The sequence below is a fragment of the Salinibaculum sp. SYNS191 genome, from assembly GCF_037338445.1.
In the GTDB taxonomy this organism is placed as follows: Archaea; Halobacteriota; Halobacteria; order Halobacteriales; family Haloarculaceae; genus Salinibaculum; species Salinibaculum marinum.
Genome location: NZ_CP147838.1, coordinates 3,789,546 through 3,814,390, shown reverse-complemented (window position 1 = coordinate 3,814,390; position 24,845 = coordinate 3,789,546). Strand labels below are relative to the sequence as shown.

Annotated in this window: 31 protein-coding genes; 17 read left to right on the top strand and 14 right to left on the bottom strand. The window is 63.1% G+C overall.

The annotated features are described in order from the left end of the window. The first annotated feature begins 3 nt into the window (after positions 1-3). A complete protein-coding gene (locus tag WDJ57_RS19760) occupies positions 4-453 on the top strand; it encodes a pyridoxamine 5'-phosphate oxidase family protein (protein ID WP_338902728.1) in 450 nt (149 codons plus the stop codon). Positions 454-627: 174 nt separating this feature from the next. Here WDJ57_RS19760 and WDJ57_RS19755 read toward each other — a convergent pair whose 3' ends face one another. The 4 genes from WDJ57_RS19755 to WDJ57_RS19740 all read right to left on the bottom strand — a co-directional run bounded on the left by WDJ57_RS19755 (position 628) and on the right by WDJ57_RS19740 (position 2,223). Beyond that, complete coding sequence (locus tag WDJ57_RS19755) at positions 628-768, bottom strand: hypothetical protein (RefSeq protein WP_338902727.1); 141 nt, start codon at positions 766-768, stop codon at positions 628-630. Between the two features lie 215 nt (positions 769-983). Further along, entirely contained in the window at positions 984-1,295 is a 312-nt protein-coding gene (locus WDJ57_RS19750; RefSeq protein ID WP_338902726.1) for a type II toxin-antitoxin system death-on-curing family toxin, read from the bottom strand. A gap of 201 nt (positions 1,296-1,496) precedes the next feature. Next, entirely contained in the window at positions 1,497-1,988 is a 492-nt protein-coding gene (locus WDJ57_RS19745) for a DUF3368 domain-containing protein (protein ID WP_338902724.1), read from the bottom strand. Beyond that, positions 1,978-2,223 carry a UPF0175 family protein gene (locus WDJ57_RS19740; RefSeq protein ID WP_338902722.1) on the bottom strand — a complete coding sequence of 82 codons (246 nt, stop codon included), beginning with the start codon at positions 2,221-2,223 and terminating at the stop codon, positions 1,978-1,980. The genes WDJ57_RS19745 and WDJ57_RS19740 overlap by 11 nt, the downstream gene beginning before the upstream one ends. A gap of 200 nt (positions 2,224-2,423) precedes the next feature. On the opposite strand from WDJ57_RS19740, the gene WDJ57_RS19735 reads away from it, so the two are divergent. The 7 genes from WDJ57_RS19735 (at position 2,424) to WDJ57_RS19705 (ending at position 8,043) form a co-directional block, all read left to right on the top strand. Next, positions 2,424-2,705, top strand: coding sequence for a DUF433 domain-containing protein (locus WDJ57_RS19735; RefSeq protein WP_338902721.1), 282 nt, complete (start codon positions 2,424-2,426; stop codon positions 2,703-2,705). Then, the gene (locus WDJ57_RS19730; protein ID WP_338902720.1) at positions 2,705-3,046 is read left to right on the top strand and encodes a DUF5615 family PIN-like protein; all 342 of its coding nucleotides are present in this window, start codon (positions 2,705-2,707) and stop codon (positions 3,044-3,046) included. Before WDJ57_RS19735 ends, WDJ57_RS19730 begins: the two co-directional genes overlap by 1 nt. A 316-nt stretch (positions 3,047-3,362) precedes the next feature. Continuing rightward, the gene (locus WDJ57_RS19725) at positions 3,363-4,250 is read left to right on the top strand and encodes a CPBP family intramembrane glutamic endopeptidase (protein ID WP_338902719.1); all 888 of its coding nucleotides are present in this window, start codon (positions 3,363-3,365) and stop codon (positions 4,248-4,250) included. A gap of 664 nt (positions 4,251-4,914) precedes the next feature. Next, positions 4,915-5,859: a CPBP family intramembrane glutamic endopeptidase gene (locus WDJ57_RS19720; protein ID WP_338902717.1), complete on the top strand. Its 945-nt coding sequence runs from the start codon at positions 4,915-4,917 to the stop codon at positions 5,857-5,859. 615 nt (positions 5,860-6,474) lie between these two features. Then, positions 6,475-7,059 carry a DUF7437 domain-containing protein gene (locus tag WDJ57_RS19715; RefSeq protein WP_338902716.1) on the top strand — a complete coding sequence of 195 codons (585 nt, stop codon included), beginning with the start codon at positions 6,475-6,477 and terminating at the stop codon, positions 7,057-7,059. Positions 7,060-7,071: 12 nt separating this feature from the next. Then, positions 7,072-7,602: a hypothetical protein gene (locus tag WDJ57_RS19710; protein ID WP_380630227.1), complete on the top strand. Its 531-nt coding sequence runs from the start codon at positions 7,072-7,074 to the stop codon at positions 7,600-7,602. 222 nt (positions 7,603-7,824) lie between these two features. After that, positions 7,825-8,043, top strand: coding sequence for a hypothetical protein (locus tag WDJ57_RS19705; RefSeq protein WP_338902714.1), 219 nt, complete (start codon positions 7,825-7,827; stop codon positions 8,041-8,043). A 516-nt stretch (positions 8,044-8,559) separates the two neighbouring features. Here the strand turns inward: WDJ57_RS19705 and WDJ57_RS19700 are convergent. Next, positions 8,560-9,234, bottom strand: a complete 675-nt coding sequence (locus WDJ57_RS19700; RefSeq protein ID WP_338902712.1) for a helix-turn-helix domain-containing protein — start codon at positions 9,232-9,234, stop codon at positions 8,560-8,562. 88 nt (positions 9,235-9,322) lie between these two features. Here WDJ57_RS19700 and WDJ57_RS19695 point away from each other — a divergent pair, with 88 nt between their 5' ends. From WDJ57_RS19695 to WDJ57_RS19685, 3 genes are all read left to right on the top strand, one after another. Further along, positions 9,323-10,363 carry an ATP-binding cassette domain-containing protein gene (locus tag WDJ57_RS19695; protein ID WP_338906320.1) on the top strand — a complete coding sequence of 347 codons (1,041 nt, stop codon included), beginning with the start codon at positions 9,323-9,325 and terminating at the stop codon, positions 10,361-10,363. After that, complete coding sequence (locus tag WDJ57_RS19690; protein WP_338902711.1) at positions 10,360-11,241, top strand: ABC transporter permease; 882 nt, start codon at positions 10,360-10,362, stop codon at positions 11,239-11,241. Before WDJ57_RS19695 ends, WDJ57_RS19690 begins: the two co-directional genes overlap by 4 nt. Positions 11,242-11,998: 757 nt before the next feature. Then, entirely contained in the window at positions 11,999-12,805 is an 807-nt protein-coding gene (locus WDJ57_RS19685; RefSeq protein ID WP_338902709.1) for a hypothetical protein, read from the top strand. Positions 12,806-12,871: 66 nt separating this feature from the next. Here the strand turns inward: WDJ57_RS19685 and WDJ57_RS19680 are convergent, their stop codons facing one another. From WDJ57_RS19680 to asd, 3 genes are all read right to left on the bottom strand, one after another. Beyond that, complete coding sequence (locus WDJ57_RS19680; RefSeq protein WP_338902707.1) at positions 12,872-14,242, bottom strand: NAD(P)/FAD-dependent oxidoreductase; 1,371 nt, start codon at positions 14,240-14,242, stop codon at positions 12,872-12,874. 95 nt (positions 14,243-14,337) lie between these two features. Then, positions 14,338-14,937, bottom strand: coding sequence for a response regulator (locus tag WDJ57_RS19675; protein WP_338902705.1), 600 nt, complete (start codon positions 14,935-14,937; stop codon positions 14,338-14,340). Positions 14,938-15,067: 130 nt separating this feature from the next. Further along, positions 15,068-16,105 carry an aspartate-semialdehyde dehydrogenase gene (asd, locus tag WDJ57_RS19670; protein ID WP_338902703.1) on the bottom strand — a complete coding sequence of 346 codons (1,038 nt, stop codon included), beginning with the start codon at positions 16,103-16,105 and terminating at the stop codon, positions 15,068-15,070. Positions 16,106-16,228: 123 nt separating this feature from the next. Here asd and WDJ57_RS19665 point away from each other — a divergent pair, with 123 nt between their 5' ends. Next, positions 16,229-16,483, top strand: coding sequence for a YgaP family membrane protein (locus tag WDJ57_RS19665; protein ID WP_338902702.1), 255 nt, complete (start codon positions 16,229-16,231; stop codon positions 16,481-16,483). Here WDJ57_RS19665 and WDJ57_RS19660 read toward each other — a convergent pair. The 5 genes from WDJ57_RS19660 to cofD all read right to left on the bottom strand — a co-directional run bounded on the left by WDJ57_RS19660 (position 16,480) and on the right by cofD (position 19,901). Continuing rightward, a complete protein-coding gene (locus WDJ57_RS19660) occupies positions 16,480-16,671 on the bottom strand; it encodes a 30S ribosomal protein S17e (RefSeq protein WP_338902701.1) in 192 nt (63 codons plus the stop codon). The genes WDJ57_RS19665 and WDJ57_RS19660 overlap by 4 nt on opposite strands. A gap of 74 nt (positions 16,672-16,745) precedes the next feature. Then, on the bottom strand, positions 16,746-17,330 hold the full coding sequence (locus WDJ57_RS19655) for a DUF447 domain-containing protein (RefSeq protein ID WP_338906319.1): 585 nt from the start codon (positions 17,328-17,330) through the stop codon (positions 16,746-16,748). Next, a complete protein-coding gene (locus WDJ57_RS19650; RefSeq protein WP_338902700.1) occupies positions 17,327-18,160 on the bottom strand; it encodes a triphosphoribosyl-dephospho-CoA synthase in 834 nt (277 codons plus the stop codon). Before WDJ57_RS19650 ends, WDJ57_RS19655 begins: the two co-directional genes overlap by 4 nt. Further along, positions 18,157-18,912 carry a tRNA-dihydrouridine synthase gene (locus tag WDJ57_RS19645; protein WP_338902699.1) on the bottom strand — a complete coding sequence of 252 codons (756 nt, stop codon included), beginning with the start codon at positions 18,910-18,912 and terminating at the stop codon, positions 18,157-18,159. The genes WDJ57_RS19650 and WDJ57_RS19645 overlap by 4 nt, the downstream gene beginning before the upstream one ends. Next, positions 18,909-19,901 carry a 2-phospho-L-lactate transferase gene (gene cofD / locus WDJ57_RS19640; RefSeq protein WP_338902698.1) on the bottom strand — a complete coding sequence of 331 codons (993 nt, stop codon included), beginning with the start codon at positions 19,899-19,901 and terminating at the stop codon, positions 18,909-18,911. Before cofD ends, WDJ57_RS19645 begins: the two co-directional genes overlap by 4 nt. 147 nt (positions 19,902-20,048) lie before the next feature. Between cofD and WDJ57_RS19635 the strand changes: the two genes are divergently transcribed. The 5 genes from WDJ57_RS19635 to WDJ57_RS19615 all read left to right on the top strand — a co-directional run bounded on the left by WDJ57_RS19635 (position 20,049) and on the right by WDJ57_RS19615 (position 23,868). Further along, positions 20,049-20,597 (top strand): protein-tyrosine phosphatase family protein, encoded by a 549-nt coding sequence (locus WDJ57_RS19635; RefSeq protein ID WP_338902696.1) that lies wholly within the window; start codon positions 20,049-20,051, stop codon positions 20,595-20,597. 42 nt (positions 20,598-20,639) lie between these two features. Continuing rightward, positions 20,640-21,863, top strand: a complete 1,224-nt coding sequence (locus WDJ57_RS19630) for an HD domain-containing protein (RefSeq protein ID WP_338902695.1) — start codon at positions 20,640-20,642, stop codon at positions 21,861-21,863. A 57-nt stretch (positions 21,864-21,920) separates the two neighbouring features. Then, positions 21,921-22,235 carry a HalOD1 output domain-containing protein gene (locus WDJ57_RS19625; protein WP_338902694.1) on the top strand — a complete coding sequence of 105 codons (315 nt, stop codon included), beginning with the start codon at positions 21,921-21,923 and terminating at the stop codon, positions 22,233-22,235. Between the two features lie 80 nt (positions 22,236-22,315). Further along, complete coding sequence (locus WDJ57_RS19620; RefSeq protein ID WP_338902693.1) at positions 22,316-23,338, top strand: amidohydrolase family protein; 1,023 nt, start codon at positions 22,316-22,318, stop codon at positions 23,336-23,338. Positions 23,339-23,415: 77 nt separating this feature from the next. Continuing rightward, positions 23,416-23,868: a universal stress protein gene (locus WDJ57_RS19615; RefSeq protein ID WP_338902692.1), complete on the top strand. Its 453-nt coding sequence runs from the start codon at positions 23,416-23,418 to the stop codon at positions 23,866-23,868. Between the two features lie 3 nt (positions 23,869-23,871). Here the strand turns inward: WDJ57_RS19615 and WDJ57_RS19610 are convergent, their stop codons facing one another. Continuing rightward, positions 23,872-24,810: a biotin--[acetyl-CoA-carboxylase] ligase gene (locus tag WDJ57_RS19610; protein WP_338902691.1), complete on the bottom strand. Its 939-nt coding sequence runs from the start codon at positions 24,808-24,810 to the stop codon at positions 23,872-23,874. Between the last annotated feature and the right edge of the window lie 35 nt (positions 24,811-24,845).

Genomic DNA, 24,845 nt, shown 5'->3' with positions numbered 1-24,845 from the left:
AATATGGTGTTCGGATACATCGGCCGCGAGATGGCGGCTGAGGAAATTGACGACTTCCTGCGTTCGGCGGGCCACGGGCTCCTCTCGCTGGCCCGGGACGACGTGGCGTACGGGATTCCGATGTCGTACGCCTACGAGGGGGAGACGAAGACCTTCGTGATGGAGTTCCTGTTCCAGACCGAGAGCCGGAAGCGCCGGTTCCTGGTCGAGACGGAGGAGGCCTCGCTGTGCGTCTACGACTGGGAGGGACGGGACGACTGGCAGAGCGTCATCGCCGGGGGGACTCTGGAGCAGGTCGAGGACGACCAGCGCATACGGGACATGGCGTCGCTGCTCGCCGAGCAGTGTTCCGACGTCGCACCGTGGTGGCTCCGCTTCTCCGACAACCGCCAGCGCGACCACGCCTGGTACGTCCTCCGCGCGATGTCGCTGGAGGGCTACTGCGCCGACTGAGCCCTGTGACCGTCGTGCAGTGACTCGACTGGGAAGACACGGACCGTGCTCTACGTAGTGTTGGTACGAGGGTGAGGTTCGGCAGGGACACTACTGGACGAGAGACTACTAGTAGCCGCGGAGGAAGTGAAAAATCACGGTGCTGCGAATCGAGAACAGAGGGACGTGATAACGCTATTCGTGTTCGAGGGCGTCGTAGATCTCTCGATGTTCGTCCCGGTCAGCCTTGGCGACTCGCAACACGAGCTCTCGACGAATATCCTCCATCACGTCGTCGAGCGGCGTTCGTTCCCCCGTCTTCTCTTCCGGCGCCATGTATACCTCTTGACCACGAATCCGGTTAATCGTTCGGGTCCGATGATTCACCGGATAGCTGAGCAAGTCCATACTCGACGAGGCCGCCTCGCCATCGTTCGACCACTTCGCTCAAATCGACTTCGGTCGTGTGTGTTCGGAGATACTCGAGCACGTTTTTCTCATCGACAGTCGTCTCGTCCGTTCCGAACTGCTTCAGTATCTCCCGCATTTCGTCATCGTACTCGAACCGATAACCGTTGAGCAGATAGAATACGACCCTCACGTTGAGTGCGGTTCGTGAGTGCGGTTCGCTTGTTGCCGTCCACGAACGGATGGTTGGCGACGAGGAGTCGAAGCAGGTGAAACGCCTTCTCGTGGATCGTCTTCGGGACCGACCCGAAGCTCCCTTCGCTGATGTACTCCAGGGCGAATTCGATGTCGCCACGGCGCTGGACGCCTGAACTGGTGTCCGGGTACTCCGAGACAATGTCCTCGTGGATGTCGAGGACGTCTTCGACCGACGGATACCAGAACGAGTCGGTCATTATCGGAGGTACACATCCGAATACCCTATCGTGTTCTCTCTCCGAACGAACGATTCTCGGAGGGATTCTGCATATCAGTTCGGCCTATCTCCGATACTATCGAAAGGATGTACGCCCGGAACACTACCAGGTGAGTTTCTGCTAGTAGGCCCGGTGGGAGTGGACTCGGCCCCGTCGGTTGGTCGCCGACAGACAGAACTGTTACTCATCTACTTCCGAGAGGGCGCGTGCATAGAGGTCGTCGGAAATCCAAAAGCCGACTTCGCGGAGAGCATCGAGTTCCTGCTCCAACTCTACTTCATTGGTTTTCGCTCCACGAAGAAGAATACCAATGACGCCGGTAACCTCCAAGTCGTGTCTCCGAGCGACGCGTCGTCCGTCCCGCTCGTCAAGCAAAACGAGGTCAGCGTCGTGTTCGACCGCATAGCAGATTGCTGCCGTCTCCCCGAGGTCGAGTTCGTGAAACACTTCGACGAACAGGTTCGAACGCTCTACCTCGACGATGCGCAAGAAACTGTCATCGCGTAACTCTCGCAGCGGTTCCAGACCCTCCTCCCCCTCGGCCAGTTCGTCCCAGACGCGGCGTGGGACGGTAACGTCGGCGAACTGCGTTCGGAGAAGGTCGAGACGGTCGATAAGCGCGAGGTTCAGGAGTGGCGACGTGTCAGAAACGACCAGCCCGCTATCCGGCATAGTCGAGATCTTCTTCGAGTTCCCGTTCGCCGTAGTGCCGGGCGATTTCACGTTCGCCGAGGAGTTCCTGAAACTCCCGTTTCGACATCTCCGCCAACGTACGGGCTTTCCCGAACGAGAGGATATCGCGGGCGTACAGCGATACCGCCAACTCCCGCTTCATCGCGGGCGAGCGCTCCCCCTCCGGGAGCTGTAACGCCTCGTAAACGTCGTCGTCGATCTCTATCGTCGCCATACCTGAAATACGTGTACGCGATTCTTGAGTGTTTGGCTGGGGGTTCGCAAGCGGACGGCGTGCAAAGCAAGCGCTCGATGCGGTCGAAATGTGCGCCCGGAACACTACCGGACGAGCTTCTACTAGTAGATCCGGTGGAAGTGAAACCGGACAAAAGCCCAGTCCAGACGTTCAAGTATGATGGCGGCGTAACGCACAGTATGAGCCAGGTGACGAGGCGTATCGTGCGGGAAATCCACGACGAGCCGCATCTCGAAGGCCGACGGATTACCGTTCAGTTCCTCAAAGAACAGGTCGAAGACCGAGGACTCTCCCCGAGAACGGTCGCCGATCGCCACGACCTCGACGTGGCCGATGTCTATCGGGCGCTCACGTACTACCACGACCATCCCGAGGAGATGCGGACGATCGAACGCCAGCGGCAATCCGCGATTGAAGAACACGACCACTTGACGACTGATCCCGACAGTGTGCGTGACTAATGGAGTATCGCATCCTCGCTGACGAAAACGTCGAGCAGGCGACGATCAACTACTTGCGGAAACTCGGTCACGATGTCGAATGGGTCGGTGATGTCGAAGAACTCGGTCTCGGCGCTGACGACGGAGCGATCGCTACGTACGGAAGCGAGACAAACCGCCTCATTCTCACTCAGGACGACGACTTCTTTACCCAGTTGGATATTGGGGGTACAGCTGGCGTTCTCTTTCAGAAGGATCAGACACTTTCGGCCCGAGAGGTTGGAGACATCGTACACGAACTCTCCGAGTACATCGACCAGTCCGACGTGACGCTCGAATACGTGAGTCGGAACTGGCTATAGCGGTTACTTTCATCGAATATATGAAATATACGCCCGGAACACTACCGGGTGAATTTCTACTAGTAGGTTCAGAGAGATGTGAACATACCGTATATACAGCTGAAGCTTGCGAATTCTGAGGATCCGTGAGCGATCTGACCGCACAACCGAATTGTATTTCTGGTGATATATTTTGGGAGTAGTGATGGATGTAGGGGGTCTAGTCAGCACGTCATTCTGGCAGACGGGTGACAGCCTCGATCACTGAGAGCATCGAGATTCTCGGAACGCTGGAATGAGGGATAAACCGTTGTACATACCGAATCAAAGTTCTCACATGAGCAGTGAAAATCGTGGTCGTCCAGCGGGGCGTCTCGGTCGGTTAGCACGCACCGCAACGCCGTGGGGGTTTCCGCTCCTCTATTTGGGGTGGGCATTTCTGTTCTGGGCTCCGATTGTGCTATCAGACGAGTCTGTCTGGTCGTTTCCCAACGTCGGACTGTTCCTCGTCGGCGGCCTGAGTCCATTGTTGGCGGGGTTGCTGTTGGCGTGGCTTACCCGGGGCTGGGACGGCCTATCAGACCTTGGCAAGCGACTGATCGAAGTCGGACGAATCGAGCCGCGCTGGGGGCTCGTCATCGTCCTGTACTGGCCACTGTTCAATCTCTTCTTGGCGGGTGGAGCGCTATTGTTCGGGGTTACCGTGGAGCCGCTGGAGTTCATTTCGACTGATCGCTTGTTCGATCCAGCGGCGCTGTTCTCGCTCGTCGCGTTTGCCTTTGTCTTCCCCCTTGTCGAAGAGATCGGGCTACGCGGGTACTGGCTTGATCGGTTGCAAGAACGCTGGAGTGCGCTTACTGCAGGAGTCATCAACGGTACGACCTGGGCGATCTGGCACGCACCCTTCGTTTTCTTTCCCGGGTACTACGCCAACACGACTTTCGAACCGGAACTGTCGTGGTGGGTCCCAATGCTCGTGCTCTATACCATCATCCTCGTCTGGGTCTACAACAATACTCGTCGGAGCATTCTGGCAGTACTGTTGTTCCACGCGTTCGGAAACATGACCGGCGAACTGACGGGGTTTGCACCCGAGATGTACCCGTTTATCCTCTCGGGCTATGCACTCGTTGTGGTGATGCTCGTGGCTGGCTGGAGTCCGGGATCGCTCCGCGGGTGGGGAGTGCAGTTGCCACTAGCAAAGACAGAAACCAAGCGTTCATGAGGGGCTCTGTCAGGGCCTACTGAGAGGTGTATCTCTGGGATTTTACGCCTGGCAAACCAAGAACAGGAAGTATAACCCGTCTTGCTATAGTGAAGAAATCAGATCGAACGCTGATCTGCTGAAGACGAGCCCTCTATTCAGCAATCGAAACGTGACGTACTCCGAACAGGATACGCCAGCATCACGATCGCGCCGAATTATCTGCAAATAATACTCTTAACTTTCAGAAATGTACGCCCGGAACACTACCGGGCGAGAAACTACTAGTAGGCACGGTGGAAGTAGAATTGAGTGCTAAGTGGCCTGAAACGTTATAATCTACCACGAGTACCTTGGAAAGAATCTAGGAGTACAGCCTTCCGAATGCGTGCATAATTGGTTGTGGATTTCAAAAACCTATCGAGATAGTGTCAGAAGGTGCGTGTAAGATATAGAGGCTGTATGCAGCACGGGCTCCTAGTGTGCTATTCGTTCAGCTTCCATCGGCTGTCCTGAGCATAGTTGTCGGTGGGCCTTCTATTCGAACTGATGATGTTCGTAGGTATCATAGAACTGTTCGAATGGATGTGCTTTCAGCTCTGAGGGCCGTGAACCGGCTACTCAGTATGCGTGCGTATCAATCGTCGACCCTAGTGTTATTATTGTATTGAACGAACATGTCCATGTGTCAGAAAGAACAGTACAACGAACCCCGGTAGATATTCGAAAAGTATCGGAGTTCCTCGTCCTCACGTTTGCTATCTCCTGGGGTGGTGTGACTGTGCTCTATTTCGCCAATGTCGATATCGGAAGTAGCACCGGGCAGGGCATTGGTACTATTGTCTTCATGGGGGCCCCTGCCATCGCGGCAATTACACTTCTCCGGTATCGCCGAGCATCCATTCGGAAGGGAACTGGTTTTTACCGAGGGCGCATTCGGTGGATTGTTTTCGCCTGGATAGCACCGGTTGGGCTTACTGCCGCGATGATTGGCGTCGGTCTTGCGCTTCCGGGCACGACGTTTACGACAGAATATTCGGCGTTCTTGCTCGAACTCGGTTTCACAGAGGCGGAGGCCGTTGACACGATTGCCGAACTGGAACAGACCGGCGTTCCGGTAGTCGTCCTCTTGGCCGGACTGGGACTCGTCCTCGGGGGAACGCTCTTCGCGCTCGCCGCCCTCGGCGAAGAACTCGGCTGGCGGGGGCTGTTGCTTACGGAATTGGCACCACTCGGATTCTGGAAACTGTCGCTATGGACGGGTTTGGTCTGGGGGATCTGGCACACCCCGCTCATCCTTCTCGGACTCCAGTTCCCGAACCAACCAGTGGTCGGGATATTCACGATGACTGTCGCAACTGTGGCTTTGTCGCCGATTTACACCTACCTGACCGTCCGGGCCCAATCGGTGCTCGCCGCGACGTTTTTTCATGGCTCATTCATCCTGGGTGTATTCACGTCGGTGTTCCTGGTAAACGGGAGCGAACTCGTGATTTCCTCCTTTGGCGTCGTCGGAATCGTGGCCGCGCTGTTTGGCATTGTAGCATGTCTGGTACACGATCGGCTCCTTGCTGATGAGCAAATTACGACAGGTGGTCCTCTGAGTCCCTGGTCCCGTACTGAAGCGTGAACTGCCGTGTCCGGTTGAGCAGATGCCGGGAGGGTATCATAGAATCCACCTCATAGCTTCTTACCGTTTGGGTCGGCTTCTCGATCACACCGGTGGATACTGATGGGGGACTGCTCCACGCTCTCTATCAGATGATTCGTTCAGGGAACTCTTGACTCGGCTTTCGTGACCGATACGCGCGCTGTATTGAGCACGGTCATCCAAATCTGACAGATATCAGTATTCCCTGCAGACCTCATTCCGGGCTCGTCATTATCGGCGGTGTCAGAAATTCGGCGAGAAAGAGCGGCTACTACGGGAGAGCCTCATTCAACGATAGACCCAGACTGAAGCAATATATATTATTTGTAGATGTTTCTAATAGCATACTCAAAATGTACGCCCGGAACACTACCGGAAGAGTTTCTACTAGTAGGGTCAGTGGGAATAAAATCGCACGTTCTAGCTACTGACACATAATAATTCGATTTATGTCAAGATGCAATTGTTGAATATGGATTAGTAGAACTTTCTGAGTGTGATGGACGAATATCTGGACTGGGTAGTGGACGGAAACAACACTCCATTGAGGCCTCGACCCAAACACTATTATTCAATACACGAATTATATATTGTATGTCGAAGACAGCCGGAGATTCCGAGCGGGCCGTCAACGGCCTCCTGTCGGTTGCCCAGCTTTTGGAGGAGCCGCGGCTGGCACGACTGTACACATTTGTCCTCAGGGAAGGCGAAGTCACAATCGATGGCATCGTTGATGCACTCGAGATGCCGCGGACGACTGCGTACTCGGACACGGGTACACTCGTCGAACTCGGCGTACTGGCGCGAGATGAGGAACAGAAAACGCACACGTATTCGGCGGTTCCAATCACACTCACCGCCAACCTTGACGGAGACGAGTACACAGTGACACCGACCCTTATCGAGGCGTTCGGACGTTCACCCCAAGACCAAGACCTTGATCTCCTGCTCGAAAAGCACGGTATGGGAAAACTCGCGGCCGCACTCACATACGCAATCCCCTATGCTGAAGGCGAGATGTCTGAACGAGTGGCTGCCCGCGAGCTTGATCTACAACATGCCTTCGCTATTGCTGTCTTGCAGGCTCTTCGAGAAGTCGTACTAGAGATGAAGTCTGTCGATCCGTACTTCGAGGATATCCGGAGTGCACGTGATCAGCCGCCTGAGACAGAGGTCTGACGGCTAGCACAGATGAGTAGGACATTCGCTCCGATGCAGGAGGGTGTCGTCTGGGTCGCGGATACAGGGCTGTTCGTCGCCTGTGGCCGCCAGCAGAATAACAAGTACGCTGCACTGGAGCGCTTCGCCCAGCGGAACGATCTCTCATTCGTGATTCCACAGCGTGTGTACGACGAACTTGGTGGTGCTCCGGATCGGAGTACACCGGGCCAGACCCCGATCAACAGCGCGATCGACGCAGGGTGGGTGACGGTCGCTGACGAACCGGACTACAGGAACAGTTCCGTGTCACAAGTGATGGACGACACGCGGACGTTTATCGCTCAGTCGTCGAACCGGCCGGAGGACCAAATCGAGAAAGCAGATACTGCGCTCGCAGCAGTTGCAGCAGAGCGTCTCGACGCGGGTGATGTAGAATTCGCGTGTATAGTGACGACTGATATCGACGCTGGTGAGGGTATCGTCTCTGCACTCTCACGAAATGGGTTCGACGATCGTGTTCAATTCAAGAATGGCTTCGAGTTGATTGAGGACGTCACCTGATTGGGCGTAATTTGCACTCTCTCAGGGACTCTTCACGTCGTTCTTTCTTCATTGCTTGATCTGCTTCGGGGAGAGTGTCAGAGTACGATTCAGAATATATTGTCTTCACTCAAAACTCGGCAAATAAGTCGTTAGAATGAGTGTGCGTATTGAACAGAAGAACTCGTCTCGGAGCAGTACTTGACCGCCAAAAATATCAAATGTCATTACAGTAGCATTTGTATGGACGAGTCTGCCCTCCAACCCCGACTCGACGCGATTGAACGACGCCAGTCCTATATTCTCTTATTACTCGTGGGAGGATACGTATTCGCCGGGACTTGGCTTCTCATCGATACAATCCCCGCCGTCACGGTGTGGAACGCTGTGCTCGGGTGGATTATTCTTGCTGTCCTCGCATCGATGCTCGGAATCTATCGCCGACGAAAGGCGAGTTCGTGACGGCGTACACTTGATTGTCTGTATCGAGCGATTCACTTCTCTGGAAGCGAGGAAGAACTCCGTGCAAGTTTCGCGTGGTGTATACAGCACGGTCATCCGAAGCCGACAGTTGCCAGTACTCCCGGCGGACCTCATTCCAAGCTCGTCATCATCGGCAGTTTCTGCGATTCGGTGAGAAAGAGCGGCTACTACGGGTGAATCTCATTCAACGGAAGACTCTGACTGAAGCTATTTATATTATTTGCAGATAATAATATTAGAATATCTGAAATGTACGCCCGGAACACTACCGGACGACAATCTACTAGGAGGCTCGGTGAAAGTGGAAACGACATATTGCGAGGGGCTCTGTTGGACATCACCATCAGACGATACGAATGGCGTGCTGAATATAGAGGGTGAGTCCATCACGAGCCTTCTATTGGTTACTCGGCTTTGCAAGTTGAAGTAGACGGTCGCATGAACGGATGATGCCGATAACAGACTTTTCGGACTAACGTACAAAGCCGAGTTATTTCAGACCGACGGTCCGAACTTGTCGAGCACGGCGTTGACGACTTTTCCTTCCGCCTTCTGGAGGTGATCGCTGGCCGTCACGGGTGCACACCCTAGTTCTTTGGCCACGTCCTCGTGGGTCGCGCCGCGAGGCTGGTCGTAGTAGCCGAGTTCCTGCGCGATTTTGAGCGCCTCCTGCTGCCGGTCGCTCAGCGTCGATACGGGGTCGTCTAGCCCGCCACGGAAGCGGCCAATTTCGTCGATCTGGACATCGAGCGCGTCCGGCGTGTCTTCGAGTGCCTGCTGCAGCGGTTTCGGATCGCCGACGCCGCGACCGTACAGTTTCCCGTCACGGTAGATCAGTGGCGTCCGTATCACGAGCCCGCCCTGGGAACTTGCTCGCTGGATGGCGTCGTACATCGGCGTCTCCAGGGAGTTGACGACGACGACAGCGTAGGTGATCCCATTGCGAGTCTCGGAGAGATCGACTGACGCGACGCCTGGCGTGTCGGTGGCCTCCTCGGCGAGGGTCGTGGGGTCACCGATAATCGCAAACAGGTAGTTGTCGATGCCTTCCAGCGTCGTATTCACGTCGAGCACCCGCGCTTCCTCGATCTTGGGCGAGTTCGCAAGTAGATTGAAAAACGTCGGTGCCTCGTCAGGGTCAACCCGAACGGTGGCCTGGATGTATTTCATACGCCGCATATCAGACGGTTCATTTAAAAAACCCACATCGATACCTCACAGAACTCTCTCGGAGCAGTACCGGGAAAAATTCAAACGCATGGTAAAACCGAGTTGCTCTTACACCGCAGACGACACGAGGAACAAACTCACCGACCGGGAGCCTTCGGTGGCGGTTGAGGATCTATCGCTCACCTACTCGGATGGGACAGAGGCAGTCAAGGGCATCTCGCTGTCGATTCCGAAAGGCGAGTTCTTCGGCTTTCTCGGGCCGAACGGGGCGGGCAAGACGACGACAATCAAAATGCTGGCGACGCTACTGGAACCAACCGCCGGAACGGTACGAATCAACGGCTATGACGTAACGTCCGAACGGACCGCCGTCAGAGGGACGATCGGATACATGGCTCAGGAGACAAGCATCGACGAGGAACTGACTGCCAGAGAGAACCTCCGGTTTGCGTGTGAAGCCTACGGAGTCGCCCGCGCCCAGCGGGAGGGTCGGATCAACGAGCTCCTCGAACTGGTTGACCTCGCGGACGCCAGCGACACCCCTGCCGAACAGTTCTCGGGCGGGATGAAAAAGCGTCTCGACGCCGCCACGGCGCTCATCCACAACCCGGAACTCGTTTTCCTAGACGAGCCGACGACCGGTCTCGACCCCAAGGCGCGCAACCGACTATGGGCTTACTTCGAGCGTATCAACGAAAACGGGACGACGATATTCCTCACGACCCAGTACCTTGAGGAGGCCGACGCGCTCTGTGACCGTCTCGCAGTCATCCGCGAGGGGACTCTCGTCGAAGACGGATCTCCCGACGAACTCAAACGGCGCGTCGGCGGAGAGAGACTTGAAATCGACATCGACGGTGGCCCGGCGGCGGTCACGGAGGCCGCAGACATCGCGCGCAACAGCGACCTCTTCGGAGCCGACGTGACCATCGATACCACCGAGGACAGTCTCAGGGTGGCCACACAGTTTGCCAGCGACCGCGGGACAGAACTCCTGGTTGCGCTGCAGGACGCGGGAATTTCCGTAATTGGGTTCGACATCGAAGAGCCCTCGCTGGACGATGTCTTCCTCGCCATCGCGGACGACCAGATCGCCGATCTCGAACAATCAGGGGAGGGGGAAGCGTGAGTCTGCCTGGCCTCGACTCCGAATCCTCGCGTGTGTCATCGCCGTCCGGCAACGGCGTGGTCGGAGACATCTGGGTGAACTTCAAGCGCTGGAACCGTAAGGCAATCCGGGATCCGACCGCCGTCTTCCTCGACGTCGTCATGGCGGTTCTCTCGCTGTTGATGTTCGCTGCAGTCTTCGGCGAGGCCGGCGCACTCGCCCTCGAACAGAGCGGTCTCGGAGATGTCGGGTACGTGTCCTTCCTCGTGCCCGCCGTCTTGATTCAAGTATCGATGGCCTCCTCTGTCTCCTCGGGGATGGGTCTCGTCGAGGACCTCCAGACCGGCATGTTCGAGAAGGTGGTCGTCACACCGATGAACTGGACCGCCGTCTTCGCTGGCAAGGCCGCCGCCGAACTCCTTCGCATCGTCCTCCAGGTGCTGATCGTCTTCGGCCTCGCCCTAACTATGGGCGCGCGCATCGAGACCGGGCTCCCCGGCGCCCTCGGCATCGTCTTTGTCTGTCTCCTGTTCGGGACGTGGTACATGTCGCTCTCGAACATTCTTGCTCTCCTGACGCGGGACCAGGAAGCGCTTGACGCGGCCGCGTATGCCCTACTGTTCCCCTTGCTTTTCATCTCCTCAGCGTTCCTGCCTGTCTCCTCGCTGTCGGGGCCCACGCAGATGATCGCCAAACTCAACCCGGTGACCTATGCGGTCGACGCGGTCCGCGCACTTGTGCTTGACCGCGACGTGATGACCGTTCTTGAGATCTCCGAATTCGGCGGCATCTATGACACACTCGTTCCCGCGCTGGCCGTGCTTGTCACGCTCAATATTGTCTTCGGTACCACTACAATTACGATGCTCTCACGGGCCAGTAGTTCGAAGGCGGATTGAGTGTCACGGCTTCTTTCGCCCGTCACATCGAACGGTCGTGCGCCGCTCCGGAGTGGCGAGTTCGCCCAGCGAGTCCAGTCAGAGAGGAGAATGCCTCGGTTGTCGAGGGGGGTCATAACCTCCAGCTATATATCACAGAATCCCATCAGTCGAAGTTCAGTACTTAGCGATTCGACGCCGCACTCTTGACCGATACGCGCGTTCAATTCAGCACACACATCCACGCCTGACAGGTAAATGGTACTCCCGGCAGACATCATTCCAGGCCCGCTATCATCGACTGTTTCCCTGAAAATACGGCAATGAGGGAGCTCCCCGCGAGAAATACGGTCTCAATAATAGACTGCAGTTGACGCTATACATATCATTCACAAATAATTTCAATAGTATACTCAAAATGTACGCCCGGAACACTAACGACCGACGTCATTCCTGGCGGTGTGCCGTGTCAGTCGGCTAACCCTCGTGCCGGGCGGACTCCGCTACGCGGAGTCGTGTGCCGAGACGGCTGTCGCCGTCTCCGCAGGTGACCGTGTGACGGCCACCCATCGCGCGAACGGGCGGTGCCCGCGAGCGCGCTGCGGGACGCCGAAGCGTCCCAACTGCGAGTGTCGCGTGCCCGGGTTCGCCGCGCTGTCATCGCACCCATGCAGGTCCGCTCTGGCGGGGACTAAAGGCACGCACTCTCGAGTAACCGGCCCAGACAGATGAACTTCGCGGGAACAGACTCACGTGGGGTCCCCTCCAAAGGGAGACAATGACTGACAACACGGACCCGTTCGCTCCGTTCAGACGGATGTTCGAGCAGTTCGACGCGACCGGCACGGGGGACGTCCCGCCGGCGCTTGGCTTCCCGCTGTCGCCGTTCCCGATGCCGGGTGCGGGGACGCCGACGCTGTCTCCCGAAGACAGCACGAAGCGGACGGTCAGACAGCTCTACGGGACGCTCGCGGGGTTCTCGAAGGGGTCGCCTGGCGGCACCCTCGTCGACGCCTGGGAGCAGTACGCCGACATGTTCGACATCGACACCTCGCTGTCGAGTACGCCCGAACAGGTCGGGGCGGCGGCGATGAACACCTACCGCGTGTGGTTCTACAGCCTCTCGCAGATTCTCGTCGAGAGCTACACGCTGCATCTCGTCCACGACGAACTCGTCGTCCCGGACCACCGGCGGACGACGAGCACGCAGAAGTGGCTCTGGGGACTGTCCCAGGCCGAGCGCGAGCAACTGCTCCTGCGGTGTACCGACGTCGAGGACGACCTCGTGGAAGCCATGCAGACCGCCCGCAAGCACCGGGACAAACTCCTCTACGATTTCGGCTCCTGGAGCGAAACCGACGTCGAAGGGTCGCTGGCCGACGCGCGTCGCTACCTCCGCGTGTTGACGGCCCTGGACGACCACGCGACCGAGGGCAGTCCGTTCTCCTTCTTCCCGCGGGGCGTCGACCGCTCCGACAGCCGGGACGACCCCCAGGACGAACTGGACGATAGCGCGAGCGGAAAAGCGACCGGGCATGACAGTGGCGGAAACCCCGACGAGGACGGGACTACGGACGGCAGCTAAGACCCCGACGAGGACGGGACTACGGACGGCAGCTAAGACCCCGACGAGGACGGGACTACGGACGGTCTAGATGACGTACTCGTTCTCCCGGAACTGGGCGTAAGCACCGTTCGCGTAGCCCCGTTTGCGCTGTCTGTACTGCCAGGCGAGTTTCACACCGGTTATCCCCGACTTGAGCACGCGCAACAGCGAGAAGTGACCACGGTTGAGCATCGTGTCGGCGGCTCTGAAACCGCGGTCCCAGTCCGCGGGGCCGTAGTCCGCGACGATGTCGGCCATCGTGACGTTGCGGAGGAACTCGTCGCCGAGCGCGTCCTGCCAGGCGTCGTTGTACTGCTCCAGGCGGCCCGTCGCGGCGAGTTCGCCAGCCAGTTTCCCGGTGCGAACGGCGACGTGGTCGCCACCCTCGTGGAAGGCGGAGGTGCCGCCCATCGCGCCGCCGACGACGGCGATACCGGCCGCCGTCGGTGACTCGACCGGGCGCGTCGAGGAGATGGGGTAGGTCTCGGTGCCGCCGCGCTTGCCGCGGTCCTCGACGAGCGGGAAGTCGTCGAGGCTGTACCCGGGGTACTCGCGCTCGATGAGGCGCTCGATGTACTCGCCGCCCCTGGGGATGTCGGTGTCGTCGTCCCGAAGCAGTGCCCACTCGGAGCGGTCGAAGTCGTCGACGTCCAGGCCGATGGGCATCGTCAGCCCGATGCGAGCGACGTTGCCGTCGTTCGGGAACACCCACGGGTAGGCGGTGTGGCCCGGCATGATACCCCACCAGAACTTCAGGCGCCCGGGTTCGAGCAGTTCCTCGGGGACCTCCCGATGTTCCTGGTAGGCGATGTGGTTGGCCGTCCGCGGGCCGAGGTGGTCACTCATGGAGCGGCCCTCGGGGGTGAACTGGTCAAGCACGTCCAGCGTGACGGTCCGCTGGGGGCCGTCGGCGAGGACCAGGTACTCCGCGGCTATCTCCTCGCCGTTCGAGAGCGAGACGGTGTGGACCTGGTCCCGGTGCTGGTCGCCTCGCAGGTCGGTCTCGACGCCGGTCACCGAATCGCCGACGGTGTAGGTCGCACCGGCGGCTTCGGCCTCCTCGCGGAGCCAGTCGTCGAAGCGCGCACGGTGGAAGGCGAAGCCGAAGTCGGGGTAGGAGCACTCGATGCCGGTGGCCTCGATACCGAGTTGCTCTGTCGGGCCGATGAAGTCGGCTCCGTCGAGCGTGTGGAGGACGATGTCGTCGGGGATGTCGCCGGGGTCGAAGTCCATGAGGTCGACCCAGTAGTCGAGCATACCCGCGGCGTCGGTCGAGTCCGGGCCCAGTCGGTCGCGGTCCGCTCGCGGCACTCCCTTCTCGACGACGAGGGCGTCGGCTCCGGCCTCGGCCGCTTTCCAGGCGGCCGACGTGCCGGCGGGTCCACCCCCGACGATAGCGACGTCGACGCGTTCCATACCACATTCCCGACCCGGCCCAGTATAAATTCCCTGCCATCGGGTGGCCTGATTGTGGCGCCTTGCCAACGGTTACCCGGCCAGCGTGGCCGCAATCAGGGATGGAGCTGGAGGCGAGTCCCCTGAGTCGCCGCCACCTCGCAGGTCCTGAAGGCGACGGCCCAGTCGGACCCCGCCTCCTCGATGGCCCGGTCGACCTCTGCCCGCTTCTCCGCGACGCGGTTTCGCAGGCGCGCGTACTCTTCGCTCGCGGCGAGTTGACCGTCGCTCTTGGCCGTCTCCAGCGTCGCGAGCCTCGCTGTCAGCGCGAACAACTCGTCCAGGGCCGTCTTGTACGTCTCCTGGCGCCGGAACCGTGCGACGACCTCCGCGAGTTCACCTCGCTCGACCGGCTTCCGGACGTACTCGTCGATGGGCGTCTCGACGATGTCGAAGTCCGGCGCTCTCGACGTCACCATCGCCACGTAGGGGTCGTGGTCGCCGTCGGCGATGCGTCGGGCGACCTCCCGGCCGGAGGGTCCCGGCATCTCGCGGTCGAGCAACACGACGTCGACGCTCTCGTCGAGTTCGTCGAGTGCACGCTCCCCGTCGGTCGCGGTCCTGACCGCGTGGTCGTCGCGCAGCCAGAATGCGAACAGTTCCCGGCAGTCACGGTCGTCGTCGACCACCAGAAGCGTCAGTTCGTCCCCCATCATCGTGCGTCTCTCGACCGCGTAGACCCATCAATGGATTACACGTTTCGAACCGTTCAAAACCGTTCAAACAGTTGAAAGCAGTTTCGAGGGAGCCGCTATCCGCCAGACTGCGGCCGAGGTCGGAGAGCGGCTACAGGTAGCCGTTTTCGAGCAGGAGTTCGCCGTTGAGAATCGACGCGCCGGCCGCGCCGCGCATCGTGTTGTGCGCGAGGCAGTTGAACTGCAGGCCGCCCTCGGTCTCCTGGAGGCCGCCCGTCGCGATGGCCATCCCGTTCTCCCTGTCGCGGTCCAGGCGTGGCTGTGGTCGGGACGGGTCGTCGAAGACGTGGATGAGCTGGTCCGGCGAGGACGGCAGGTCCAGCGACGGGTACTCCTCCATCGCGGCCTCGGCCTCGGCGGCGGTCGCGCTCTCGGCCAGGTCCGTCCAGACGTTCTCCAGGTGGCCGTCCAGCGTCGGAATCCGGTTGCAGGAGGCGTCGACGCGGGCGTCGTGCCAGCTGACCTCCGCGCCGTCGAAGGTACCCAGGAGCTTGCGGGACTCGGTCTCCATCTTCTCCTCCTCGCCGCCGATGTGGGGGATGGCGTTGTCGATTATCTCCATCGACGTGACGCCGGAGTAGCCCGCGCCCGAGACGGCCTGGAGCGTCGAGACGGTGACCCGCTCCAGCCCGAAGGCCTCGTCCAGGGCGGCCAGCGGCGGAACCATCGTGATGGTCGAGCAGTTGGGGTTCTTCACGAGTGCGCCGTCCCAGCCGCGTTCGTCGCGCTGGACCTCGATGAGGTCGATGTGGTCGGCGTTGACCTCCGGGACGGTCAGCGGCACGTCGGGGTCGGTCCGGGCGTTCGAGGAGTTCGAGGAGACGACGTAGCCTTCCTCGCAGAATTCGGGTTCGACGGCCGCGCCGACGGACGAGGGTAGCGACGAGAAGATGATGTCGAGGTCGTCGGGCACCGCGTCCGGCGACGTCTCGCCGACGGTCATCTCGGCGACGTCGTCGGGAATCTGCATGTTGATGCGCCACTTGGCGGCGTCGCGGTACTGCTTGCCGGCGCTGTCGCCGCTCGCGGTGAGTGCGGCGATTTCGAAGTCGGGATGCGGGTCGAGCAACTGGATGAGCCGCTGTCCGACGGCTCCGGTCGCGCCGAGGATGCCTGCGCGTACTGTCATAGGGGTGCGTAGGGCGAGGCCGGGTCAAAACAGTTTGGAAATGTCCCACGCACCCGGCCCGTCGCCGGCGCTGTCCGCTCATCGCCGCAAAACGTGTTTGTCCCTGTGGCCCCAACGGGAGGTATGTCCGGACTCGACATCCTCCCCCACGCGCGCAAGAACGTCGGCGGGTACGACCGGCTGGCGCGCATCCTCCTCGGCGTCGCGCTGGTCGTCGTCGGTACAGCCGCCTTCCCCTCGGACGTTACGCTGGCTGCGCTGGCCTTCGTCGGAGCCGCTGGACTCTTTTTCAACGCCGCCACGCAGTTCTGTGGGATAAACGCGGTGCTCGGCGTCGATACGTGTTCGCGCGACGCGGACGGCGAGTGCCAGAACTAGGCTTCGACCGGACGGGCCTGCTTGCGGGTGACGTACCCGGCGATGCGGTTGCGGACGCCCTTGGACTCGATGTTGGTCAGCTCCTCGACGAGCTCCTTGTTGTGCTCGAAGTCCGTGGAGAAGGCGTCCGGGTATCGTTCCATCAGCAGTGTCGCGGTCTTCTTGACGTAGGCGGGTTTGATGGCCATCGTTGCACCCACGTAACCCGCTGCCCCCCTAAAAGGATTCGATACCCACCGCGGGCCACCCGCACCCGACGCCCTCACTCCTCCCAGTCCGACAGGTCCCGCACCCGCTGGAAGGCCGCGCGCTCGCGAGGTCCGCCACACCGCTTTACGACGTCGGCGAAGTACGCGAGTCGCTCGCGCAGCGTCTCCGTGTCGTACGCGTCGACGTCCAGCCGCGAGGCGGCGACGGTGGCCTCGACGACGGCGCAGTGCCCGCGGCTCGTCACCGGCACCGTCTCGCGAACGACCGTCGAGTCCAGCGGCTCCAGCCGCCAGTCGACCCACTCTGTTCCGCCCGCTGTCCCGCTGTCCAGCCGTTCGACCGCCACCTCGACCCACGCGTCGGCGCTGTCGAGGACTGGAGATTCCTCCTCGCGGACGGCGAGTGCGGCCTCGACGAAGTCCACGGGGTCCCGCGAGAACTGGACGTAGCCCCCGCCGCGCTCGCGGAAGTTCCGCCAGGTCCGCGTGCGGCCCCACGTTCGGGCAGTCACGTCGTCCTCGCCGTCGCCCCCCTGGAGGCCGAGCGCAGCGACGTTCCACAGCCCGTTGGGCCCCTCCGTGGTCACGATGGATTCCACCACGCCCTCGACTGGGACCGGCCAGTCGCTCACGGTCAGACCTCCATTCCCCGCTCCAGCGCGACGAACAGCGCGCCGGCGACGACGTCGGCCGTCGTCCCGGGGTTGACCTCGCGGTCGACGAGTTCCTCCGCGAAGGCCTCGACGTCCTCGTCCCCGTCGCGCACGACAGCGGCCCGCTGGCGCACCTCCTCTGCGGTCTCCCGGTCGTGTTGCGTGACGACGAAGGTGTCCACCGTCGACGCGAGTTCGTCGAGGTAGACTGTCGCCGCGCGGTCGGTCACCGGCCCGTCGAGGCTCTGGAGCCGTTCGGCCGCCGCGAACGTCCGTGGGAAGCCGTCGGTCCACTCGGCCGCGATGCCGTCCCGGTCGGCGCTGTCGGCCATCAGTTCCCCGAGCGTGATACCGCGCTCGCGGACGGCCGGCACCGCCTCCGCGCCCCGTCGAACGTCCAGCGGTTCCATCGACGCCGGCGGGTCGTCCACGGCGACCTCGACGTGCTCGAACGACCGGAAGAAGTCGGCCGCGTCCTCGACTGTCGTCGCGTCGACCACTGCGTCGGCGCTCTCCGGCGACAGCGCGCCGTCGGCAGCAGCACAGACGAGCGGCGTCACGAGCAGGAGAGCCCCGAACTGCGTATTGCCCCCGGACTGCCCGCTCATCCCCTCGACAGCACGCACGAACGCCGCTCCGACCGGCGCACCGTCGGCGGCCATGGCGAGTCCCTCGCGCGCCCCGACCGCACCGGCCAGGAAGTGCTCGAAGCGCAGGTCGGGGTACTCCCGGACGCGGTCGACGTTGCCCGGCTTCGGCGTCCCCGACACCTCCAGCAGGAGCGCGAGCTGTGCGTTCTCCGTCGTCGTCCTCACGGTCCGACCTCCCGCGGGTGTCGCTCGAACCACGCCCGTGTCGCCGCGGCGACCCTGGCGAGGACGTCAGGGTCGTCGCTCGCTCGCCCGACGCTGACCGCGTCGGCCCCGTACTCCAGGTACTCGGAGACCGTCGCCCGGTCGCGGACGCCGTTGTTGGCGATGACGCGAGCGTCCGTCGCCGCGACGACGTCGGCGATGACGTCCTCGGAGTCCATCGCGTCGACGTGGACGTAGTCGGCACCGGCGTCGGACGCGGCCGCCGCGAGCGCCGGCAGGTCGACGCCGTGAACCTCTGTGCGGACCTTCACGCTGACTGTCGCACCGGTTTCCGCGGCGGCTTCGACCTGTTCGCCGAGGCGGTCGGCGTCCCGCAGCAGCGACTCACCGGCCCCGGCCGCGCACATCTCCTCCTGGCGGCAGTGGGCGTTGATTTCGAGGATGGCACCGTGGTCCCGACAGACCGACGCGGCCTCTCGCAGTGGGTCCAGCGTCGCCGTCCTGACGTTGAATCCCGGCGTGAGCGCAACGTCGGCGAGTTCCGAAAGTTGGTCGTCGACGAACGAAACGGGGTCTGCCGGCAGGAACTCCGTCCGGTCGCGCTCGACCATCCGGCGGGCCGCCTCCCGCGTCCGCTCGTCGAGGGCGATACCCCCGAGGAAGGCGGTGTCGGCGTACGCCGCCGCCTGCTCGGCCCAGGCAGCGTCCGCCTCGCCGCTGAGACTCGCCAGCGCGACGCGGACGTCTGTCACCGCGCCACCTCCAGCGCCTCGGCGACGGCGCGAGTGACTCGCGCCGCATCCGCCTCGTCGTCCATCGCCGTGTCAGTCCTGACCACGGGCCGGTCCAGCGCCGTGCCGTCCTCCGTGTCGAGGACGAACGCGTCCGCGAACGGGTAGGCGTCCGCGACCCCCGCCGTCGACGGGTCGTACCCGACCGCCTCCATCAGTTTCGCCGCGGGGCCGGAGAACACCTGGTCCTCGACGAACGGCGAGACGGCGACGACGGTGGTCTCCGCGAGCGCGTCCTCGATGCCCTCGACGGCGAGCATCGGGCCGATGCTCGTGACGGGATTCGACGGGCCGACGACGACGGGTTCGGCCAGCGCTGTCAGCACCGCGTCCGTCGCCGTCGCGTCCGCGCCGCCGCGGAACTCGACGTCCTCGATTTCGGGGTCGCCGTTTCGCGCCACCCAGAACTCCTGGAAGTGCATCGGCCCGTCCGGCGTGTGGACGAGCGTCGCCACGGGGTCGTCACTCATCGGGAGCAGTGTCCGGTCGAGCACGAACGCGTCCGCGAGGTGTGTCGTCGCCTCGGTCAGCGTGTGGCCCTCGTCGAGCAGGCCGGTCCGCGTGATGTGGACCGCGCGGTCGCGGTCGCCGATGTGCATGAACTCCGCGACCCCGGAGAAGCGCCGCCAGCGGGCGATGTCCCGACCGTCGGTCTGGGCCTCTGCCGGGAGGTACCGCGGACCGCCCGCCAGCCCTGCGGCGTCGGCGAGCGCGAGCAGTTCGTCGTGTGTCTCGGCCGTGTCGTCTGCGATGCCCCACCACGTGTCCGTGTCGAGTTCGTCACCGTCGAGAAAGAGCACGGTATCGAGGTCGGGACAGACGAGGTGCCCGCCGAGTTCCACGTCGTCGCCGGTGTTGGCGACCACCGTGGTCTCCGCGGGCGCGAACGTCGCGTCGGCGCCGGCGAGGAATTTCGGGGTTCCGGTCCCGCCGGACAGGAACGTCACCATACCGCTACCAGGGCCGAGGGACGTGATAAAGTGTCGGGAACAGTGCTGCCCGACTGAAGCCCCGCAGCGACGATTGCATCGCTGACAGTTTCACTTCTGAGAATGGCGGGCATACACTCAAAGGGGGCGGCCGGGACAGTTCTCACAATGACGAATCTGGCACCGGTCGAGAACGATGCTCACCGGTTTGCCCCCGCCGGGCCGGACGAGGACATCGTGTACGGAGCCTGTTGTCCTGGCTGGCACACCGCCGCCAGCCACGAGGCGGCCGTCGCGCAGTGGGTCTCGTTCATGCGCGACCACGGCATCGAGCGTGTCTGCTGTCTGCTCCCGGGCGACCAGCTCGACGCCGGAGGCGCGAACGTCGCCCGCTACAACGAGGCTTTCGGCCCCGACCAGGTCTTGCACGCCCCGATTCCCGACCACCGTCTGGCGGACCCCGACGTGCTGCGCGAGGACATCCACCCGTTTCTCGACGAGGCCGACGCGGACCGCGAGCCGGTCGTCGTCCACTGTCTCACGGGGCTCGGACGGACGGGGCAGGTGCTTGCCGCCTGGCTCGTCCACGCCCGGCAGTGCTCCCCCGAGGTGGCCGTCGAGACGGTGCAGTCGATGGGGCGGGACCCGCTGGCGGTCGTCGAGGCCGGCAACGCGACGCGGGAGGAACTGCTCACTCTGCTGGCGCTGACGGCCTGAGCCGGCCAGCCCTTTTATCCCGTCGGGCGCAACCTCCTCCCAATGACGACTATCAAGGACAGCGTCCACGACCACATCGAGGTGACCGGTGTGGCCGCGGACCTCCTCGAAACGCCGCCCGTCCAGCGTCTCCGCCGCATCAAGCAACTCGGCACGGTCGTCCTCGTCTACCCCTCCGCGAACCACACGCGCTTCGAGCACAGCCTCGGCGTCTACAGCCTCGCCGACAGCGCCCTCTCCCATCTCGGTATCCGTGGCCGCCAGGCCGAGCGCGTCCGCGCCGCGGCGCTCCTGCACGACATCGGACACGGCCCGTACAGTCACAACATCGAGGACCTCATCTACCGCCGGACCGGGAAGTACCACGACGACATCGCCGACCTCGTCGACAGCGGCCCGGTCGCCCGCGTCCTCTCCGAGCACGGCATCAACCCGGACCGCGTGGCGGACCTCGTCGCGGGCGAGGGCGAACTCGGCCAACTCGTCTCCGGCGAACTCGACGTCGACCGGATGGACTATCTCGTCCGCGACGCCCACCACACGGGCGTCCCCTACGGCACCATCGACCACGAGCGCCTCGTCCACGAACTCCGCCTGCTGGACGGCTCGCTCGTGCTCGACGAGGGGAACGTCCAGTCCGCCGAAAGTCTGCTGCTCGCCCGTGGGCTGATGAACCCGACGGTGTACTCCCACCACGTGGCCCGCATCGCAAAGACGATGCTCCGGCGGGCCGCCGAGAAACTGCTCGCGTCGGGAGCGACGACCGCCGAGGAGTTGCGCCGGATGGACGACCACGCGCTGCACGCAACGCTGCGCGATTGCGAGGCGACCGCAGGGTACGCCCGCCGACTCGACGACCGGAATCTCTACAAGCGGGCCGTCTGGGCGGAGATGGAGGCCGTCCCCGAGGACCTGCTCATCGCGGACCACGAGACGGTCCGGGCCTTCGAACGCGACATCGCCGACTCGGCCAACGTCGACCCCGAGGAGGTCATCCTGGAGATCCCCGACAGGCCGGAGATGAAGGAGTCCACCTCCCGCGTGGTCGTCAACGGTGAACCCCGCCGCCTGGGGCAGCAGTCGACGCTCGTCAGCGCGCTGCGGGCCGCCCAGCGCGACCAGTGGCGACTCGGCGTCTACGCGCCCGACGACCACAGCGAGCGGGTCGGGAACCAGGCGATTCGCACGCTCGGACTGGACCTTGAGGGAGCGCTCGTCCGGGACGTCCGGCCCGGCATCAACGCGACCCTCGAAGACTTCGAGTGAGTCGCCGACGGCACGCGGATAGACATATATAACAGGCAGTGGTCGATAGGCCCGGATATGACCAACGAGGCGGACGGCGAACGGAGAGACGACGGGGGTCACGACGCGACTCACTCCGTCGAGTTCGACTGGGACGACGAGTTGTCCATCGCTGCCGTGGTCACCTCCGCCGTCGAAACGGTCTCGGGTCGCGACGTCACGGACCTTCCCCCGCTCCACGACGTCGTGGACGTCGACGCGCTCGACAAGTTGTTCAGGCCCAGACGGTCCGGCGAGCGACGCACGAACGGGTCGGTGACGTTCCGGTTCGCCGGCTACACCGTCACCGTCTACGCCGACGGACTGCTCGTCGTCCGTGACGCAGAGAACTGACAGGCAATTTTCGTCCGCGTCGTCCGGTGCCACGCCCCGGGAACGGTGATTACAAAGCGAGGGCGATGCTGGGTACGGGCATGCTGCTCGAAGGGACGATACTCCGCGGGCGCGAGTTCGAACCCGTCGACGGGCGCGTCGTCATCGAGGACGGCGAAATCGTCGACATCGAGGAGGCCGACGTCCGCAGCGAGGACGTCATCCTGCCCGCGTTCGTCAACGCCCATACCCACATCGGGGACTCTATCGCGAAGGAGGCCGGCGAGGGCCTCTCGCTCGAAGAACTGGTCGCCCCACCGGACGGCCTCAAGCACCGCCTCCTGCGCCAGGCCGACCGCGACGACCTGGTCGCCGCGATGCGGCGCTCGCTCGAATTCATGGCGACGGCCGGCACGGCCACCTGTATCGAGTTCCGCGAGGGGGGCGTCGAGGGCGTCCGCGCTATCGACGACGCTGCGGAGGGGACACCGATCGACCCGGTCGTCCTCGGTCGGGAGACGGTCGAGGCGATGGAAGCGAGCGACGGCTTCGGTGCCAGCGGGGCCGAAGACGGCGACTTCACGCGGGAACGTAACGCGACCGGGCGCGCGGGGAAGCTCTTCGGTATCCACGCCGGCGAAGTCGACAGCGGCGACATCAACTCCGCGCTCGACCTCGAACCGGACTTCCTCGTCCACATGGTCCACGCCGAGGAACTCCACTTCGAGCGCGTCGCCGACAGCGAGATTCCCGTCGTGGTCTGTCCCCGCTCGAACCTGGTGACCGACGTCGGACTCCCGCCGGTCAGGGACCTGCTCGACCGGACGACGGTTGCACTGGGGACGGACAACGTCTTCCTCAACAGTCCCTCGATGTTCCGCGAGATGGAGTTCACCGCGAAACTGACCGACGCGACGACCCCGGAAATCCTCCGGATGGCGACCGTCAACGGGGCGGACATCGCGGGACTGAACTGCGGACTCGTCGAACCGGGCCGCGACGCCGAACTCCTCGTTCTCGACGGGGCCTCCGACAACCTCGCCGGGGCCCAGGACGTCGCGCGCGCCGTCGTTCGCCGCGCCGGCGTCTCCGACGTGAAAGACGTCGTTCGGGGCGAGGCCTGACCGCGCTGGCGGCGGCGGCGGTATCCGGACCGCGCCAGGGGCCGGGTTCTAAGTGCGACCGTGTGATACTCTCGCATATGTACGACGATATCCTCCTCCCGACGGACGGCTCCCCTGGCATGTCGAGCGTCGTCGACCACGCGGTATCACTCGCCGAGACCCACGATGCGACGGTACACGGCCTGTACGTGGTGGATACCGTCTCGCTGGCGGACGTGCCCATGGAGACCACGCTGGAGGGCGTCAACCGGGCGCTCCGCGAGGAGGGCGAGGCGGCCATGGAGGACCTCCAGCAGCGCGCCGACGGCGTCGACGTCGAGACGACCATCATCGAGGGGTCGCCGTCGCGGGAAATCGTCCACTACGCGGAAGACACGTCCTGCGACGTCGTGGTCATGGGGACGCACGGCCGCGACGGCGTCTCCCGCCTCCTGCTGGGCAGCGTCGCCGAGCGCGTCGTCCGCTCCTCGCCGGTCCCCGTCCTGACGATTCGCGTCGGGGACGAACCGCCCGACCTGGACGAGATGTAGCCCTCACTCCGGCCGCAGGTGCTCGCAGTCGCCCGCAGTCACCGATTGCCGTCCGGACTCCGTCTCGACGACCAGCGTTCCCGGCCCGGTCACGTCGACGGCCTCCCCGACGACCGCTTTCTCGCCGGTCTCGACGCGGACGCGCTGGCCGAGCGTCGCCGCGTGCTCGCGCCACGCCGGGAGGACGCCGTCGAGGTCGCTCCTGAGAGCGTCGAACTCCTCCAGCAACCGCTGGGTGAACACCCGACGGTCGACGTCCCCGGCCACCTCACGGATGCTCGTCCCGGCCGCGTCCGCTGGCAGGTCGTCGGGGGCGACGTTGGCGTTGACGCCGATGCCGACGACGAGCCAGGAGACCCTGTCGGCCTCGCCCTCCATCTCGGTGAGGATGCCGGCGAGCTTTCGCTCGCCGTCGGGCGTCTCCACGAGCACGTCGTTTGGCCACTTGATGTGTGCGTCGACGCCGGCCTCCCGCGCCGCGCGCGTCGTCGCGACGGCGGCGGCGAGCGTGAACGTCGGTGCGCTCGCGGGCGGCACGTCCGGCCGGAGGACCAGCGAGAGCCAGACGCCGCCGCTGGGCGAGGACCACTCCCTGTCCAGCCGTCCCCGGCCACCGGTCTGCTCGTCGGCCACCACCGCCACGTCCGCACGCCCAGCCGTCGCCAGTTCGCGTGCCCGGTCGTTCGTGCTCGGGATGGCGTCGTGGTACTCGACTGCGAAGGGCGCGTCGAGTCCGACCTCGATCGCAGCGCCGCCGAACTCGGGGACGCCGGTCAGTTCGTACCCCTCGTCGCCGCTCTCGATGGCGAAGCCGTCCGCGCGCAGCGCCTCGACGTGCTTCCAGACGGCGGCCCGCGAGACGTCGAGTCGCTCGGCGAGGGCCGGTCCGGACACTGTGTCGGTCTCCAGTGCCGAAAGCACCGCCCGACGTGTCTCGTTCATACGCGTCAGGTGGCGTCTGCAGGATAAAAGTTCGG